This is a genomic window from Dactylosporangium sp. CA-052675, from assembly GCF_050947935.1.
Classification (GTDB): domain Bacteria; phylum Actinomycetota; class Actinomycetes; order Mycobacteriales; family Micromonosporaceae; genus Dactylosporangium.
In genome coordinates, this window is the sequence record NZ_CP192010.1 from 9,258,341 (window position 1) to 9,275,080 (window position 16,740).

The 16,740-nt window shown below is 71.8% G+C and carries 13 protein-coding genes; 9 read left to right on the top strand and 4 right to left on the bottom strand.

Translation table 11 applies throughout. The annotated features are described in order from the left end of the window. Positions 1 to 39 precede the first annotated feature (39 nt). The 7 genes from ACQP1P_RS41500 (at position 40) to ACQP1P_RS41530 (ending at position 7,413) form a co-directional block, all read left to right on the top strand. On the top strand, positions 40 to 897 hold the full coding sequence (locus ACQP1P_RS41500; RefSeq protein ID WP_433079910.1) for a flagellin: 858 nt from the start codon (positions 40 to 42) through the stop codon (positions 895 to 897). Between the two features lie 157 nt (positions 898 to 1,054). After that, positions 1,055 to 1,915 (top strand): flagellin, encoded by an 861-nt coding sequence (locus ACQP1P_RS41505; RefSeq protein ID WP_433079912.1) that lies wholly within the window; start codon positions 1,055 to 1,057, stop codon positions 1,913 to 1,915. Positions 1,916 to 2,140: 225 nt separating this feature from the next. Further along, on the top strand, positions 2,141 to 2,998 hold the full coding sequence (locus ACQP1P_RS41510; RefSeq protein WP_433079914.1) for a flagellin: 858 nt from the start codon (positions 2,141 to 2,143) through the stop codon (positions 2,996 to 2,998). Between the two features lie 66 nt (positions 2,999 to 3,064). Next, a complete protein-coding gene (gene fliD / locus ACQP1P_RS41515; protein ID WP_433079916.1) occupies positions 3,065 to 4,432 on the top strand; it encodes a flagellar filament capping protein FliD in 1,368 nt (455 codons plus the stop codon). A gap of 25 nt (positions 4,433 to 4,457) precedes the next feature. Then, positions 4,458 to 4,844, top strand: a complete 387-nt coding sequence (gene fliS, locus ACQP1P_RS41520; protein ID WP_433079918.1) for a flagellar export chaperone FliS — start codon at positions 4,458 to 4,460, stop codon at positions 4,842 to 4,844. A 17-nt stretch (positions 4,845 to 4,861) separates the two neighbouring features. Continuing rightward, on the top strand, positions 4,862 to 5,179 hold the full coding sequence (locus ACQP1P_RS41525; RefSeq protein WP_433079920.1) for a hypothetical protein: 318 nt from the start codon (positions 4,862 to 4,864) through the stop codon (positions 5,177 to 5,179). Between the two features lie 65 nt (positions 5,180 to 5,244). After that, positions 5,245 to 7,413: a glycosyltransferase gene (locus ACQP1P_RS41530; RefSeq protein WP_433079922.1), complete on the top strand. Its 2,169-nt coding sequence runs from the start codon at positions 5,245 to 5,247 to the stop codon at positions 7,411 to 7,413. A gap of 180 nt (positions 7,414 to 7,593) precedes the next feature. On the opposite strand, the gene ACQP1P_RS41535 is transcribed toward ACQP1P_RS41530, so the two are convergent. From ACQP1P_RS41535 to ACQP1P_RS41550, 4 genes are read right to left on the bottom strand one after another with little or no spacing between them, the layout of a single operon-like run. Continuing rightward, complete coding sequence (locus tag ACQP1P_RS41535; protein WP_433079924.1) at positions 7,594 to 10,002, bottom strand: glycosyltransferase; 2,409 nt, start codon at positions 10,000 to 10,002, stop codon at positions 7,594 to 7,596. Positions 10,003 to 10,004: 2 nt separating this feature from the next. Beyond that, positions 10,005 to 11,618, bottom strand: a complete 1,614-nt coding sequence (locus ACQP1P_RS41540; RefSeq protein WP_433079926.1) for an FkbM family methyltransferase — start codon at positions 11,616 to 11,618, stop codon at positions 10,005 to 10,007. After that, positions 11,615 to 13,519: a glycosyltransferase gene (locus ACQP1P_RS41545; RefSeq protein ID WP_433079928.1), complete on the bottom strand. Its 1,905-nt coding sequence runs from the start codon at positions 13,517 to 13,519 to the stop codon at positions 11,615 to 11,617. Before ACQP1P_RS41545 ends, ACQP1P_RS41540 begins: the two co-directional genes overlap by 4 nt. A gap of 22 nt (positions 13,520 to 13,541) precedes the next feature. Next, positions 13,542 to 15,737 (bottom strand): MMPL family transporter, encoded by a 2,196-nt coding sequence (locus ACQP1P_RS41550; RefSeq protein WP_433079930.1) that lies wholly within the window; start codon positions 15,735 to 15,737, stop codon positions 13,542 to 13,544. Between the two features lie 215 nt (positions 15,738 to 15,952). Here ACQP1P_RS41550 and ACQP1P_RS41555 point away from each other — a divergent pair, with 215 nt between their 5' ends. Together ACQP1P_RS41555 and ACQP1P_RS41560 are read left to right on the top strand one after the other, a co-directional pair. Continuing rightward, on the top strand, positions 15,953 to 16,330 hold the full coding sequence (locus ACQP1P_RS41555; RefSeq protein WP_433079932.1) for a flagellar basal body rod protein FlgB: 378 nt from the start codon (positions 15,953 to 15,955) through the stop codon (positions 16,328 to 16,330). Between the two features lie 5 nt (positions 16,331 to 16,335). Beyond that, entirely contained in the window at positions 16,336 to 16,740 is a 405-nt protein-coding gene (locus tag ACQP1P_RS41560; protein WP_433079933.1) for a flagellar basal body rod protein FlgC, read from the top strand.

Here is a 16,740-nt window from a genome sequence, read left to right on the forward strand (position 1 = left end):
GACGGCCCGCCGCACGACCCGATTCACGGAGGAGTAGCCATGGGTCTTCGGATCAACAACAACATCGCCGCGCAGAACGCGTACCGGAACCTGTCGGTCACCGACAGCCAGATGAGCAAGTCGCTGGAGAAGCTGTCGTCGGGCTACCGGATCAACCGCGCCGCCGACGACGCGGCCGGCCTGTCGATCTCGGAGGGCCTGCGCTCGCAGATCGGCGGCCTCAAGGTCGCCGTGCGCAACGCCCAGGACGGCATCTCCGTCGTACAGACCGCTGAAGGTGCGCTGACCGAGACCCACTCGATCCTGCAGCGCATGCGTGACCTGTCGGTGCAGGCCTCCTCCACCGGTTCGCAGGACTCCGACGCGCGGGCCGCCGCGCAGACCGAGTTCTCGCAGCTGGGTCAGGAGCTGGACCGCATCGCCTCGACCACGGCGTTCGGCGGCCAGAAGCTGCTGGACAGCAGCAGCGCCTACACCGGCACGTTCCAGGTCGGCGCCAACGGCTCGTCGTCCGACCAGATCGCCGTCAACCTCGGCACCGCCGCGTTCGGCAGCGTCACCGGCGTGACCGGGTTCGACTCCGCCGGTCTCGGCGTGGCCTCGCTCGACCTCACCACGTCCGGCACCGCCGCGATCGACGCGATCGACACCGCGATCAAGGGCGTCTCCACGGCGCGCGCCACGCTCGGTGCGTACCAGAACCGCTTCGAGCACACCATCAACAACCTCAACGTCGCCGTCGAGAACCTGTCCGCCTCGGAGTCGCGGATCCGTGACACCGACATGGCGCAGGAGATGGTGTCCTTCACCCGCTCGCAGATCCTGACCCAGGCCGGCACCAGCATGCTGGCCCAGGCCAACCAGGCGCCGCAGAACGTGCTGTCCCTGCTGCGCTAGTCGCCAACCGTCCGAGCCCGGTCCCGCGCAGGGGCCGGGCTCGGCATTTTTTGAGAAAACTGCTGCTCAAAACCCTTCAGTGGCAAGACCTCGCGCCGATGTGATGAACGACCGGACCACGGATGGACCGGCCTGACCCGACTCAAGGAGGAAGATCGTGGGTCTTCGCATTAACAACAACATCGCTGCCCAGAACGCTTACCGGAACCTCTCGGCGACGGACAGCCAGATGGGCAAGTCGCTGGAGAAGCTGTCGTCGGGTTACCGGATCAACCGCGCGGCCGACGACGCTGCAGGCCTCTCCATCAGCGAGGGTCTTCGGTCCCAGATCGGTGGTCTGAAGGTCGCGGTTCGCAACGCTCAGGACGGCATCTCGGTCGTGCAGACCGCTGAAGGTGCGCTCACCGAGACGCACTCGATCCTGCAGCGCATGCGTGACCTGTCCGTTCAGGCCTCCAGCACTGGTTCCCAGGACTCCGATGCGCGCTCGGCGGCGCAGACCGAGTTCTCCCAGCTGGGCCAGGAACTCGATCGCATCGCCAACACCACCGCGTTCGGCGGCCAGAAGCTGCTCGACGTGAGTGGTAGTGCCTACACGGGCACGTTCCAGGTCGGTGCGAACGGTTCGTCGTCCGACCAGATCGCGGTCGACCTGAGCACCGCCGCCTTCGGCAGTAGCTCTTCGCTGACCGGGTTCGACTCGGCCGGCCTCGGCGTCGGCTCGTTGGACCTGACGACCGCCGGAACCGCGGCGATCGACGCGATCGACACCGCTATCAAGGGTGTTTCGACCGCTCGGGCCACCCTGGGTGCGTACCAGAACCGGTTCGAGCACACCATCAACAACCTGAACGTCGCGGTCGAGAACCTCTCGGCGTCGGAGTCGCGGATCCGTGACACCGACATGGCTCAGGAGATGGTGTCGTTCACCCGCTCGCAGATCCTGACCCAGGCCGGCACCAGCATGCTGGCCCAGGCCAACCAGGCGCCGCAGAACGTCCTCTCGCTGCTGCGCTAGGACCTGAGGGCTTGACCTGACCGAGGACACCGACAGGGCACGGCATCCAGCCAGGGCGCCGTGCCCTGTCACATCATCCCTGTCACATCAGCAGCGACCGTTGCTCCGTCAGGACAACCCGGCCGCAACTTTCCTCTCAACCGGTGCCCGCGCGGTCCGATGGGACCGTCAGAAGACGCGACCAAGGCCGCGGAAGGCCGGTTTGAGGACTCAGGGAGGAGTGCCATGGGTCTACGGATCAACAACAACATCGCCGCGCAGAACGCGTACCGGAACCTGTCGGTCACCGACAGCCAGATGAGCAAGTCGCTGGAGAAGCTGTCGTCGGGCTACCGGATCAACCGCGCCGCGGACGACGCGGCCGGCCTGTCCATCAGCGAGGGCCTGCGCTCGCAGATCGGCGGCCTGAAGGTCGCCGTGCGCAACGCCCAGGACGGCATCTCCGTCGTACAGACCGCTGAAGGTGCGCTGACCGAGACCCACTCGATCCTGCAGCGCATGCGTGACCTGTCGGTGCAGGCCGCCTCGACCGGTTCCCAGGACTCCGACGCCCGCTACGCGGCACAGACCGAGTTCTCGCAGCTGGGCCAGGAGCTCGACCGCATCGCCAACACCACGGCGTTCGGCGGGCAGAAGCTGCTCGACGCGGCCGCCCCGTTCACCGGGACGTTCCAGGTCGGCGCGAACGGCTCGGCCGCCGACCAGATCACGGTCAGCCTGGGCACCGCCGCGTTCGGCAGCGTCACCTCGGTGACCGGGTTCGACTCGGCCGGCCTCGGCGTGGGGTCGCTGGACCTCACGAGCGCCGGCACCGCGGCGATCGACGCGATCGACACCGCGATCAAGGGCGTCTCCACCGCCCGCGCCACGCTCGGTGCGTACCAGAACCGCTTCGAGCACACCATCAACAACCTCAACGTCGCCGTCGAGAACCTGTCCGCGTCCGAGTCCCGCATCCGCGACACGGACATGGCGCAGGAGATGGTGTCCTTCACCCGCTCGCAGATCCTGACCCAGGCCGGCACCAGCATGCTGGCCCAGGCCAACCAGGCACCCCAGAACGTGCTGTCGCTGCTGCGGTAATCCACCAAACCGTCCGGGGAGGGGACTCGTTCTCCTCCCCGCTCGCCTTCCTCGAGGAGGTACCGCATGGTCACCGGCGGAAGCGTCGACGGCCTGGTCTCGGGTATGCAGACCTCGTCCGTCATCGCGTCACTGATGCAGGTCGAGGCCGCGCCCCAGACCGCGCTGAAGAAGAAGGTCTCCGTCCAGCAGCAGGTCGTGAGCTCGTACCAGTCGATCAACACGAAGATGGGCTCGCTGCTGACCGCGGCGAAGGCGCTCGCCGACCCGACCGCGTGGAAGGCCGCGACGGCCACCTCCAGCTCCTCCTCCGTGCTGGCGACGACGAGCGCCACGGGCAGCAACCAGAGCGGCTCGGTGTCCTTCCGGGTCAAGCAGCTCGCCGCGTCCGAGTCGCGCATCTTCTCCGGCGGCTCGGTGGCCGAGACCAGCGACAGCATCACCAGCGCGTCGAACATCAGCATCACGAACACGGCCACCGGCGAGGTCAAGAACCTGCCGATCACCGACACCTCGCTCAAGGGCGTGGTCGACGCGATCAACGGCTCCAGCGACCTCGGCGTCAAGGCCACCGCGATCCAGACCGCTCCCGGGAAGTACACCCTCCAGGTCACCTCGACCCAGACCGGCGCCGCGTCCGCGTTCACCATCGACGGCATCGACGGCCTGGGCACCGACGTGGCCGCGACCGAGGGCTCCGACGCGATCCTCACCGTCGGCACCACGAACGCGTTCGAGATCTCCTCCTCCTCGAACACCTTCAAGGGCGTCATGGAAGGCCTCACGATCACCGCCAAGGCGAAGACGGCCGACACCGACCCCCCGATCACGGTCGACGTCTCCAGCGACACCGACGGCATCGCCACCAAGGTCCAGGCGATGATCGACGCGGCCAACTCGACGCTGAGCGAGATCACCACCCAGACCCGCAACCAGAGCGGCGGCGTGCCCGGCGGGCCGCTGGCCGGCAACTCCTCGATGCAGCAGCTCGCGAGCTCGATCATGCAGACCGTCTCCGGCGGCGCGGGCTCGCTGGGCAGCCTCAAGGACGTCGGCATCGAGCTGACCCGCGACGGCAAGCTGACCTTCGACAAGACCAAGTTCACCTCGGCGATCAACGCCGACCCGGCCAAGACGCAGTCGTACTTCAACGCCACCACCACCAACGCCGCCGGTGGCAAGGACGGCCTCGTCGACAAGATGGCCGCGATGGCCGACAAGGCCACCCAGGTCAACACCGGCACGCTGTCGCAGCTGATCACCAGCGGCAACAGCGCCATCACCGACCTCAACGACCGCATCAGCGACTGGGACGTCCGGCTGCAGGCGCGGCAGGAGACCCTGCAGAAGCAGTTCACCGCCATGGAGACCGCACTGGGCTCGCTCAAGAACCAGTCGAACTGGCTGGCCGGCCAGCTGTCCTCGCTGGGCTGATCACCGAAGGTCCCCGGGAGACTGAATGACGACACAAGCCCTGCGCAACCGCTACGTGGCCGACAGCGTGGCCACCGCTCCCCCGGCGCAGCTGCTGGTGATGCTGTACGACCGGCTCGTGCTCGACCTGATGATCGCCGGCCAGGCCCTCGGCGCCGGCGACACGGCGACGGGCTCGAGCCGCGTGTACCACGCCCAGGAGATCCTCATGGAGCTGCGGGCGACGCTCGACACCTCGGTGTGGAGCGGCGGCCCCGGCCTCGCCTCGCTCTACAGCTACATGATCAACGAGCTGGTACAGGCCAACGTCGCCAACGACCCGGCGCGGATCGAGACCGTGCAGGGCTTCGCCGAGCAGCTGCGCGACGCGTGGCGGGAAGCGGCCGCGCAGGTGACCGCCGCCGGGCAATGACGGCGGCGGGAGCGGGCGTGGAGCCCGACGGCTGGGCGGCGGCGTGGGCCGCCGCCCTGGACGCGATGGAGCTGGAGGCGAACGCCGTCGAGCAACTCCTGCGCCATCGCGAGCTGCCGCCCCAGATGGTGTTCACCCCGCCCGAGGGGATCGGTCCGCTGCCGCTGGAGCTGACCGACCGGGCCCGCCTGCTCGTGCAGCGGCAGCTCGACCTGTCCCGGGAGCTGTCCATCGCGATCGCCGGCAACCGGCAGCAGGCGCGGCTGGTGAACCGGATGCAGCGCGAGGGCGGCATGGGCGCGCCTCCCCCCGTGTACCTGGACAACCGCACCTGAGTCCCCGGGACGCGTTGCAACCCGAAAACTCTTGGAAAGCGCCCGAAGACGCCGATACGGGCAGCATGAGTCACATCCCGGTGTCCGTGGTCATCGCCGCCGGCGGCAGCCCCGACGACTTCCACGCCTGCCTCGAGTCGCTGCGCCCCACCCTCGGCATGCGCGACGAGGTCGTGTGCGTGATGCCCGCCGACCGCCCGGAACTGCGCGCCGAGCTGCGCGGGCAGACGTGGCTGCGGGTCGTGGACTCGACCGGCGCGCTGCCCTGGAGCGACGGGCTCGACGCCACCCGGCACCCGATCATGGTCTTCCTCGACGGCGACGTCGTGCTCTCCGCGCACTGGCTCGACCCGGTGCTGGAGGCCTTCGGCGACCCGTCCGTGGTCGCGGCCGGCCCGCGCGTGCAGCACAGCTACGGCCCGCAGCAGGCCGACCCGCCGGAGACCGCGATGGCCAGCGCCGCGGCCTTCAAGGCGTACGCGCGCGAGTGGCGCCAGGAGCACCGCGACGAGTTCACGGACGTCGACCGCCTCGGCCCGGTGTGCGTGGCGATCCGCCGCGACGCGCTCATGATCGCCGGGGGCCCGAGCATCGACCTGCCGTACGACGAGCTGAGCGCCCAGGGCCGCATCGTGGTCGCGCACGCCGCGCTCGTGGCCCACGTCGGCTCGCCCTCCTGCGGCCTGCGCCAGCCCGACCCGGCCGGCGACGCCCCGCTGCTCACCGCGAGCCTGATCGTCAAGGACGAGGAGGACGTGCTGCCGCGCTGCCTCGCCGCGCTGCGCGAGCTCGCCGACGAGATCGTCGTCTACGACACCGGGTCGACGGACCGCAGCATGCAGATCGCGCGGGAGTACGGCGCGAAGGTCGTCGAGGGCTTCTGGAACGACCACTTCGGCGACGCTCGCAGCCGCTGCCTCACGCACTGCTCCGGCCGCTGGGTGCTGTGGGTCGACGCCGATGAGACGTTCACGGGCAACGCGCGGATCGTGCGGGACTCGCTGCGGTACAGCGACAACAGCGCCTTCTTCGCGACCATCGAGAACCACGAGGGCCACGAGGGCGGCTCCGGCTCGAGCACCATCTACTTCCCGCGCATGTTCCGCCGGGCCCGCGGCCGCATCTACGGCCGCCTGCACGAGCAGGTCATGGACCGCATCACCGGCCGCGCGCTGCAGGGCTCGCTGCTGCCGGACCTGGTGCTGGACCACTCGGGGTACACGCGGCTGCGCGGCACACTCAAGAACAAGGCGGAGCGCAACCTGCGCCTGGCCACGCTGGCGGCCGAGGACGTGAGCGGCCTGACCGCCGTCGGCAATCTGGCCCGCTCCCAGCTCGGCTCGGGCCACCTCGACGAGTGCATCGCCACGGCCCGGCGCGGCCTGGCGGAGGCGCGGGAGCACACGCACAAGGTGCTGTTCCTGAAGATCCTGGCCGACGCGTACATCACCGTGGGCCGCCTCGCCGAGGCGAACGAGACGATCGAGGACCTGCGCAAGATCGCGAACACCGAGTTCACGGTCGGCGAGCACGAGGTCAAGCTCCGCTTCGCCGAGGGTGACTACGAGCGCACCCTGGAAATCATCGCCGAGCTGCCCGAGTCCGGCGCGAACGACCTGCTCTACGGCGTCGGCCGCGGCCGCTTCGCCGGCCTGCACATCGACGCGCTGAGCCGGCTGGACCGCCACCAGGAGGCCGCGTACCACCTGCGCCAGGCCCTCAAGGAGGGCCACGTCCCGATCCCGGTGGCCCGGATGGCGCAGGTTCTGGGCGCCGCGGACGGCAGCCTGGCCGAGGTGGCGGAGTTGGTCCCGAACGAGAACCGGCGCGGCCTGCTGTTCACGATCGCGGAGGCTCCCCCGGAGGCGGCCGACGAGCTGCTGGAGGCGTTGTGGCGCCGATACCCCGGCGAGCCGACGCTGCTCACGCTGGCCGCGCGCGTGGGACGCCGGGTGCCGCTGATCCGCGCGATGGAGTGGTCGGCGCGGCTGCGGCAGCACGGGTTCCCGGAGCAGTGCACGCTGCTGGCCCTGTCGGCCGACGAGCGGCGTACCCCGCGCGAGCGCACGCTGGCCGCCGCGATCGCTCTGGAGATGTTCCACGACGAGGCCGCGCTACCTTTGCTGAACGAGGCCTTGACGTCGGTGCCGGACTCGCTTTCCGCAGGTGTGCTGGAGGAGATCCAGATTCTGGCCCCACGCGTCTCGGCGAGCATCGAGCTGGCGGACGCGTAGGGTAATCGGGCCTTCAACGCAGCGGAGTTCGCCGCAAGATCGATTTTGCGGCGTCGGGTAAAATAGGTTTTGAAAGAGGACGCGCAACCGACTCCGATGTCTGCTCCTGCCCCCCGCTCTCCTGCTTCTCCGCTCTCCTGCTTCTCCGCTCTCCCGCTTTTCCGCTCTCCTGCTCGACTCTTACCCCGCTCCGAGGCTTCGCCGGATGAGCGCGGCCGGGTCCTCGAACCACTCGTCGTGGTGCGTGGCCGGCCCGAGCATCGCGATCGCCGTCACGTACGCGTCCCGGTCCACCCGCCGCCCCGTCAGCCGCCCCACCATCGCCTGCAGGTAGTGATAGTCGCTGTGGTCGGCGAACTCACGCACCGCGCCGGAGACGAGCTCGGCCGCCTCGACGTCGCGGCCGAGTTCGAGCAGCGACAGGATGACCCAGCGGCCGGCGGCGGCCCGGGCGCCGGGGCGCTGGAAGACGGTGAGGAAGCCGTCGAGCGCGGCCTCGATGCGGCCGGCGGCGAAGTCTTGGAGGGCCCGGGCGTACGGGAGGTCGGGCGGCGGGGCGTCGGCCTCGGCGGGGAGGTAGGCGCGCGCCACGCCGGGGCCGGCGCCAGGCACACTCATGCCGGTGCCGGTGCTGCTGCCGGCGCCGCGGCTTGAGGCAGAGGCGATGCCAGAGCTAGTGCCAGCGCCGTTGCTACCGCCGGGGCCAGAATCGGTGCTGGTGCTGGTGCCAGCGTCGGGGCCGGGGTCGTTGCGGGATTCGCCCCGGGCGGCGCCTGGGTTGGCCACCGCCGCGCCCGGGTCGCCGCTGTGGTGGGCGCGGGACACGCCCAAGCCGCCACCGCCAGCACCGCCGCCGACCGCCGCGCCCAGGCCGCCGCTGTGATGGGCGCGGGACACGCCCAAGCCGCCACCGCCAGCACCGCCGCCGACCGCCGCGCCCAGGCCGCCGCTGTGATGGGCGCGGGACACGCCCAAGCCGCCACCGCCAGCACCGCCGCTGACCGACGCGCCCGGGCTGCCGCTGGACACGCCCAGGCCGCCGCCCTCGACGCCGCCGCTCGCCGGGGCACCCGAGACCGGCGCGCACGAGCCCGCCGCGCCCGAGACCGCCGCGCCCGAGGCTGAGCCCGAAAAAGCGCCCGAGGAGGTCGCTGGAGCTGCGGCAGCATTCGAAAAATCGCCCGAAATCGCAACATTAGATGACAAGTCCGAAAAAGGTGGTTCGGGCAACGTCGGAGAATTCGCCGGGCGGCGGGCGACCACGCGCCAGCGAACCGCTCGATGGCCCTCGAACGCCGGAAACGACACCGGAACCGCCAGCGTGCTCGCCGTCGTCGCCGCCGCGTGCTCCCGCAGCCGAGCCTCCGCGTCCGCGGACCCGAAGCGCAACCCCGCCAGGTCGAAAACCCAGTCGCCCCGCGCGATCGGGGGCGACCACGACGCCGCCGCGGTGCGGTACGCGTCCTCCAGGCGCTCCGTGATCACGTCCCAGGAGTAGCCGGCCGCCGTCGTCAGGCCGCCCTCGCGCAAGCGCGCCGACAGCCCCGGCTCGTCCAGCACGCGGCGGACCCGCGCGGTCAGGGCCGGCACGTCGCCCACGTCGGCCAGCAGGGCGTTCACCCCGTCACGCGCGTACTCCAGCACCCCCGTGTTCCGCGTCGCCACCACGGGAGTGCCCGACGCCATCGCCTCCAGGCACGGCAGCGAGAACGACTCGTAGCGCGAGCAGCACACGTACGCCGCCGCGCCGCGGAACAGGGCGCCCAGCGTCTCCTGCGGCGGGGCGACCACCACCCGCCCCAGCGGCTCGATCGGCGGCCGGGGCGAGACCCACACCAGGTCGACCGAGGACGAGAGGGCCCGATAGACGCGGCGCATCTCGTCCATGCCCTTGAACGCGTTGCCGTCCCAGCCCACGAAGAGCAGGTACGGGCGGTCCGCGCTCGCGGGCGGGCCCGACGGCGTGAACACCGCGCGATCCACCGCGTTGTGCACCACCCCAGCCGCGACGCCGTACCGCGACCGCAGCACCGACGCCACCGTCCCGCTCACCGTGATGGTGGCGTCGGCCGACGCCAGGTTGCGCAGGGCGACCTGGTGCGTCGCCGGGTCGATGTCCTCGAAGAGGTGGAAGTCGCCCTGCTCGAAGTGGACCACCGGGGCGCAGCCGAGCGAGCGCGCGGCGAGGACCTGGTCCCAGTATCCGCACACGATCACGTCGCAGGCGGGCACCGCGGCGGTCAGCTCCACCCCGAACGGCACCTGGGTGAACGCGGCGCGCAGGTCGAACCAGTCCGGCCGCGGGAAGTGGCTCAGGACGGTGACCTCGTGGCCCCGGGCCGACAGGCGGTTCGCGTGCTCGAACAGCACGCGCGCGCCGCCGCCGACGTCGGTACGCGGTGCCAGGTAGCACAGCCGCAGCGTGCCCGGCGAGGAGCAGGGCACCGCGGCCGGGGAGCCGGCGACCGGGGACGGCATCGCGCGGCGAGCCGAGAACTCCCGGCTCCGGGCCGCCGTCACCGCCGCCGGCAGGTCGGGGCGCAGTGCCCCAGCGAGGGACGGGTCGGTGTGCTTGAGCCGCAGTCCCATGGCTACAGGTCGATGACGGCGAACGGGCGGTCCGCGGCGTCCTGGGTCGACACGCGGCCCCCGCATTCGTCGCGGATGGTCGCGAGCAGGCCGGCGAGGCGCTTGCGGTCCTCGCCGAGCGTGCACACGATCCGGCGGATCTGCCGGCGGCGGATGGGGTCCAGCAGAGCCGCGAAGGTGTGGTCCGAGCGGCCGTCGAGGTCGATCTTCAAGATGTCGACGGCCACGTCGTCGAGCCGCACGGGATCGGCGCGCACCTCCACGTCGTGCCCGGTGAGCCGGTTGGCGGCGAGGTTGTCGCGCAGGACGGCGGCCGCGGCCGGGTCGGGCTCGAACGCGATGACCTTGCCGGTGCCGCCGACGCGCTGGGCGGCCAGGACGGTGAAGTACCCGATGCCGGCGCCCACGTCGGCGAAGGTCTGGCCGGGCCGGAGCTGCGAGGCGAGGTAGCCGGTCAGCGCCGGCTCGATCGCGCCCCGGGTCACCAGCGGCGGCATGAGGCCGTAGTCGTCGGACGGGACCATGAGCGTCGCGCCGTACGCCGTTTCGACGAGCATCCGGCCGTTGCCGATGTAGGTGCCGCGCAGCCCGGAAGCGGGCGCGGGCGCCGGGGTCTGCAGCGACAGCAGCGTGCGCGCGTTGCCGGCCGGGTCGTCGCTCATCGCGAGCCGGGCGCGGGCGGCCAGGCCCTCGCCCTCGGGCTGGCCGTAGACCACGATGTCGGGCACGTCGCGGCCCCCGGCCAGCTGCCGCATGAGCCCGGCCATCGCGTCGCCGACGGCCTCGGTCACCTGCGGCACGCCCTTGACGACGAGCGCCAGCTCCATGCCGGGCGTGGCCATGGCCAGCTCCATCGCGCCGGCCAGCACGACGGCGGCCGGTTCCACGAGGTCGGGGTCGACGTCGACGACGATCCGGTCGACCGGCGCGGATGTCCCCGCCGCGGTGGCCGGGGCCTCGCTGACGGGCGCCGGGAGCGCGGGGGCGTCCGCGGGGAAGGCCGACAGCCAGTGGCACACCGCGTAGGCCGACGGGAGCGTCGCGCCCTCGCGCGGGGGTTCGGTCCAGTGGTACGGGTAGAAGATCTCCGACCCGAAGACCGCGGGCGTCACGCGGCCGAGCCCGTCCTGCTCGGCCACGATCCGGGTGAGCATCTCCGCGCCGGTCTGCTCGTCGCGGGGCCGCCCGGCCCGCCACGCGACCGAGTCCGGCAGCGCGGCCACGACGGCGGCGATGAGCGGGTGCCCGGGCGCGGCGCCGAGCACGCCGTCGGCGAGGCGGAAGCCGTCCTCGCGCGCGCAGAACACGTCGACGCCGCCGAGCAGCGGCTCGATGTTGCGCAGGCACTCCAGGTCGGTGCTGAGGAACACGCCGCCGTGGGCGAGCAGCAGCTCGTACCGGAGGATGTCCTCCTGCTGCCCGGGCGGCGCCGCGTCGAAGAGCGCCTGGTTGGTCAGCGGCGGCAGGCCGGCCCTGGTCCACAGCTTCAGCTCCCAGCCGGGGTGGTGGCGCAGCCAGCTCTCGCCGAACTCGCGTTCGCGCGCGCTCAGCGGGCCGTCGAGCTTGATGCGGTGGAAGACCCGCGGGACGAGCAGACGTTCGAGCACCGCGGTCATCGCAGACTCCCCACCAGGTCGCGGACGTTCAGCAGGCGCCGCAGGGTCTCGGCGAGCTCGCCGCGCGGCAGCGGCAGGGCGTGGCGGGCCGGGTCGTGGCCGTCGACGGGGGCGAAGGAGGCGACGAGGTCGCAGGCGCGCCACAGGTCGTCGGCGCCGTCGCCGGGCAGCATCTCGTAGTCGCAGGGCACGTCGATGTCGGCGGCGGTGATGGTGAGCCCGGGCGGCACCCCGACGACGAGCGTCGCCGCGCCGGACGGTGTCCGCGCGAGCTCCGCGGCGACCTCGTCGAGCAGCGGCGAGAGGGCGCTGATGCCGATGCGCAGCGGGCGGCCCTCCTCGCGGGCGGCGGTGCGGCGGGTGACGAGCAGCCAGCCGAGGCTCGCCTCGATGGAGCTGACCGTCACCAGGTCCTGGTGCATGCGGTCGAGGAGGGTGCCCTTGCCGTGCGGGTCGTGCGCGCGGCGCAGCTCCTCGACGGTGGACGGCCGGTCGGTGGTCATGAGGCGCAGGCGGGCGTCGGTGCGCCGGCCGACCTTGCGGGTGGTCGCCTCATAGGTGGTGCCGCGGTACGCCGGGTGTGTGCGCAGGTCCGGGTGCCGCTCGGCGAGGTGGGCCCGCGCCTGCCCGACGCGGCCGGCGCGGCGCATGAGCGACACCTGGTCGAGGCCGATCCGCACCCGCTGCACCGCGTGCCGGTTGTGCACGACGCGCAGGCCGCGGGGTTTGCGGGAGAGCCGGTAGGCGAGGTCGGCGTCCTCGGCGAAGGGCACCTCGAAGCGGGCGTCGCCGAGGACCGAGCGGCGGATGCTGCAGCGGCCGCCCCAGAACTGGTGCCAGTCGCCGATGCCGTAGTGGCGCAGGCCCTCGTGGCTGCGGTACACGGTGCCCCGGAAGGCGAGCCAGGCCTCGACGGTGCAGGCCCGATCGGCGGCGGGGCCGGTCCAGCCGAGCACCGCGTCGACGTCGTTGCCGTGTTCGACGTAGGTGCGCAGGTGTTCGGCGAGGCACCGGGGCGCGGGTTCGTCGTCGTCGTCGAGGAAGAACAGGATGTCGGCGTGGCTCGCCTCGATGCCGACGTTGCGGGCCTCGCCGGGGCCGGCGTTCTGGTCGAGCCGGATGAAGGTCAGGTCGAGCCGGTCGAGGAAGGGCAGCACGACCAGCTCGGCGGACTCGGCGGAGCCGTCGTCGACGACCACGACGTGGAAGCGCTCGCGGGGCAGGGTCTGCTCGCACAGGGCGGCGAGGCAGTCGTGCAGGGCGGCGGGGCGCTGGTAGGTGGTGACGATGACGCCGAGGGTCAGGTCGGTCCTGGGTGGTTCGAGGTCGCCGGCGAGTTCGCGGTACACGTCGGCCCATCCCTTGCCGGCGCCGGGGCTGGAGTGGTCGAGCACGGGGCTGCCGGGGTCGAGCCAGTCGGCGAGCAGGCCGCGGTGGTCGGCGACGCAGACGAGGTCGGCGCGGGTGAACTGGTCGGTGAGGAAGACCTGGGCGGCCTCGCTCGGCGGCGGCTGCCACCCGGCGTGGACGCTGACCACGAGGGGCAGCCCCAGCAGCCAGGAGCGTTCGAGCAGGGCGGCGTCGGCGAGGTCGCCGGCGAGGTGGACGTGCACCACGTCGACGTCGCGGCCGGCGAGGAGCTCGGCCAGGAGCCGCTCCGACGGGGTGTCGCCGAAGAAGGGGTCGGAGCCGGGGACTTCCAGGGTGTACTGCCTGACCCCCTGCTCCAGTCCGGTCTCCCGGAGGGTCGCGGTTCCCTGGGCGCGGGTCGGCTCGATGGCCAGCACGTCCCATCCGCGGGCCGCCACCTGGCGGGCCAGGCTGGCGCAGCGCCGGTACGCGATCGAGTCGCGCGAGGGGAGGATGACGGCCGCACGGGGCCGGCGTGTGTTGTTGCGCACACCGGCCCCATCGGCACCCGATTCACACCTTTAGGAAAACCTTCGGCTGCTCGGCGGCGTGCTGGGGCTCGGCCCGGGGCCGCATGAACCTCGGCGCCCACCAGTTCGCGTTGCCCAGCAGGGTCATGAGCGCGGGCAGGACGACCGCGCGGATGATGGTCGCGTCGAGCAGGATCGCCGCGGCCAGCCCGACGCCGAGCTGCTTCATGTCGATCGTGCTCAGCGTGGCGAAGATGGCGAACACGGCCACCATCACCACGGCGGCGCTGGTGACCACGCCGGCGGAGCCGGAGATGCCCTGGGCGACCGCCTCGCGGGTGGGCAGGCCCCGGCGGACCGCCTCGCGGATGCGGCTGACGACGAAGACGTGGTAGTCCATCGACAGGCCGAAGAGCACGACGAAGAGGAACAGCGGCAGCCAGGACACGACGGCGTCCATGGACTTGAAGCCGAGGATGCCCTCGGCCCAGGTGCCCTGGAAGATGAGCACGACGAGGCCGTACGACGCCGCCGCCGACAGCATGTTCAGCGCGATGGACGTGAGTGCCACGACGACCGAGCGGAACGTGAACGCCATGACGATGAAGGTCAGGACGAGCACGAAGCCGACGACGAGCGGCAGCTTGTGCTGGATGTGCGCGGCGTAGTCGACGTCGGCCGCGACGAACCCGCCGACGGCGATCTCCGCGCCCGGCACGGCGCCGAGGGTCTGCGGCACCAGCTGGGTGCGCAGCCGGGTGAGTGACTCCTTGGCCTGCTCGGAGCGGCCCTCGAACGGGGTGGCGACGTCGAGCACGGCGACGCTGCCGTCCTTGGAGACCTGGACCTGCGGCTCCTGCTCCAGGGGCGCGAACAGCGGGTCGGCGGCCGCCTTCTGGGCGAGCTGGGTCAGGGCCGACCGGGTGGCGTCGAGCTGGCCGGCGGGGACCCGCACCGCGACCTCGTGCACCGTGCCGTTGCTCGGGAATGCTTTCACGAGGCGGTCGTACGCCTGCATCGCCGGTGTGGTGCGGGGCAGGTCCTCCATGCCGGGGAAGGTGAGCCGCATGCTCAGCGCCGGCGCGGCGAGGGCCAGCAGGGCGAGCACCGAGATCGTGAGGGTGGCGGCGGGGCGGCGCAGCGCGGGCCGCAGGATCGCCGACCACACCCGGGATCCCCGCTCGTCGGTGCGGGGCCGGGTGAGCCGCCACAGGAGCGGGACGCGGGGCCGGTCGATCCAGCGGCCGAGCTTGGCCAGGAGGGCCGGCAGAACGGTGAGCGAGCCGAGCACGGCGACGAGCACGACGAGGATCGAGCCGAGCGCCAGGGACGAGAACACGACGTCGCCGGCGAGGAAGAGCCCGGCCATGGCGATCGTCACGGCGATGCCGGAGACGACGACGGCGTGCCCGGAGGTCTCCGCGGCGATCTCGACGGCGTCGAGGTGGGCCCGGCCCTTGGCCCGCTCCTCGCGCTCGCGGCGCAGGTAGAACAGGGAGTAGTCGACGCCGACGGCCATGCCGATGAGCAGGATGACGCTCGAGGTGGTGTCGGTCGACGGGACCAGGTGCGAGGCGAGCGTGGACAGCCCGAGGGCGGCCGCGACCGAGGAGAGAGCGAGCAGCACGGGGATGCCGGCGGCGATGAGCGCGCCGAAGGCCACGATGAGGATCGCGAAGGTGACGGGGAGGCTGAGGTACTCCGCGCGTTTGAAGTCCTGCCCGAGCGTGTCGTCCATGGCCTTGGAGATGGACGGGCCGCCGGTCTCCTCGACCCGCAGGCCGGGGTGGCGGCGCTGGACGTCGGCGGTGGCCGCGGTGAGCGGGGCGAGCCGGTCCTGGGCGGTGTCGGGGTCGCCCTTCAGGGTCACCCGGACGAGCACGGCGCTCTGGTCGCGGGCGGGCAGCGGGTCGGCGACCTCGGCGACGTCCGGCAGCGCGCGCATGGCGGTCCGGACGTCGGCGGCCGCGGCCATCGCCGCGTCGTGGTCGAGCGCGCCGGTGCGCGCGGTGATGAGGACGCTCTCGGTGGCCGGGTTGTCGAAGTGGCCGTCGTCGACGATGACGCCGGCCCGGCCGGACTCGCCGATGGCCTGGTCGCGGTTGGTGGCCTCGACGGTGCCGGCCATGCTGCCGCCGACGAAGCAGACGGCGACGAACGCGACCCAGAGGGCGATGGCGCGCCACGGGTGCTCGGCACTCCAGCGCGCGATGCGAACCGTTACTGGTCTCTTCTCCACGCCGATGACGCTATGGATCGGGCGGGCCACGGACATCCGGGCTGGACCCGGCCCGCACCCGGATCCGCGAACCCGGGGTTCCCCTGAGTATCAGGGGCCGCACGGTGCCACCGGTCTGCAACCGAGCGGCAACCGAAGAATGCACCGTTCTGCCTCAACATGGCCGGGACCGGGCCGATGCCTCCAGTGAGCAAGGATGGCTCACCCCTACGCCAATGGACTGGCGACACACCGACGGGGGTCCGATTTTCGTGCTCGAGGACACCACCCAGGTCACCCTGCACGGCGCCCTGACGGGGCTCGCCAAGCGCCAGCGGGTGATCGCCGACAACATCGCCAACATCAACACGCCCGGCTTCCTCGCCGGCCGCGTCGAGTTCGAGGACGCCCTGCGCCTGGCCGTGCAGGCGGGTGACCCGGCGGACGCGAGCATCACGACGGCGCGGTCGCTGGAGCCCACCCGCGAGGACGGCAACAACGTGAACCTCGACCACGAGGTCCTGTCGAACATCGACACCGGGCTGCGGTACCAGACCATGCTGCGCGCGACCGACGACAAGTTCGGGCTCCTGCGCACGGCCATCCGGGGCTGATCGCGGTGACCATCTTCGGCGCGATCGGCATCGCCGGCACGGGCGTGACCGTGTACCGCAAGTGGCTCGACGCGGTGTCGGACAACATCGCGAACATCAACGACGCCGTGCCGACGAGCGGGCAGGCGTTCCGCGCCCGGTACGTGCAGGCGCAGGCGGTCCACTACGGCGACGGCGAGGGCGGCGTGCGGGTCGCGGGCACGGCGCTCGGCGATCCGAAGGGGCGGCTGGTGTACGAGCCGGACAACCCGATCGCCGACCGGGAGGGCTACGTCAAGTACCCCGACATCGACCTCGGCAGCCAGATGACCCAGCTGATCATGGCGCAGCGCGCGTACCAGGCGAACCTGACGGTGGTCGACCGCGCCAAGGACCAGTACCAGGCCGCGATCCAGGTCGGTAAGGGCTGA

Bases quoted from the DNA above. Each gene is read 5' to 3' on its own strand.
- ACQP1P_RS41555 (WP_433079932.1), top strand. From the start codon at position 15,953: ATGGACTGGCGACACACCGACGGGGGTCCGATTTTCGTGCTCGAGGAC.
- fliS (WP_433079918.1), top strand. From the start codon at position 4,458: ATGACGACACAAGCCCTGCGCAACCGCTACGTGGCCGACAGCGTGGCC.
- ACQP1P_RS41530 (WP_433079922.1), top strand. From the start codon at position 5,245: ATGAGTCACATCCCGGTGTCCGTGGTCATCGCCGCCGGCGGCAGCCCC.
- ACQP1P_RS41540 (WP_433079926.1), bottom strand. From the start codon at position 11,618: ATGACCGCGGTGCTCGAACGTCTGCTCGTCCCGCGGGTCTTCCACCGC.
- ACQP1P_RS41500 (WP_433079910.1), top strand. From the start codon at position 40: ATGGGTCTTCGGATCAACAACAACATCGCCGCGCAGAACGCGTACCGG.
- ACQP1P_RS41535 (WP_433079924.1), bottom strand. From the start codon at position 10,002: ATGGGACTGCGGCTCAAGCACACCGACCCGTCCCTCGCTGGGGCACTG.
- ACQP1P_RS41510 (WP_433079914.1), top strand. From the start codon at position 2,141: ATGGGTCTACGGATCAACAACAACATCGCCGCGCAGAACGCGTACCGG.
- fliD (WP_433079916.1), top strand. From the start codon at position 3,065: ATGGTCACCGGCGGAAGCGTCGACGGCCTGGTCTCGGGTATGCAGACC.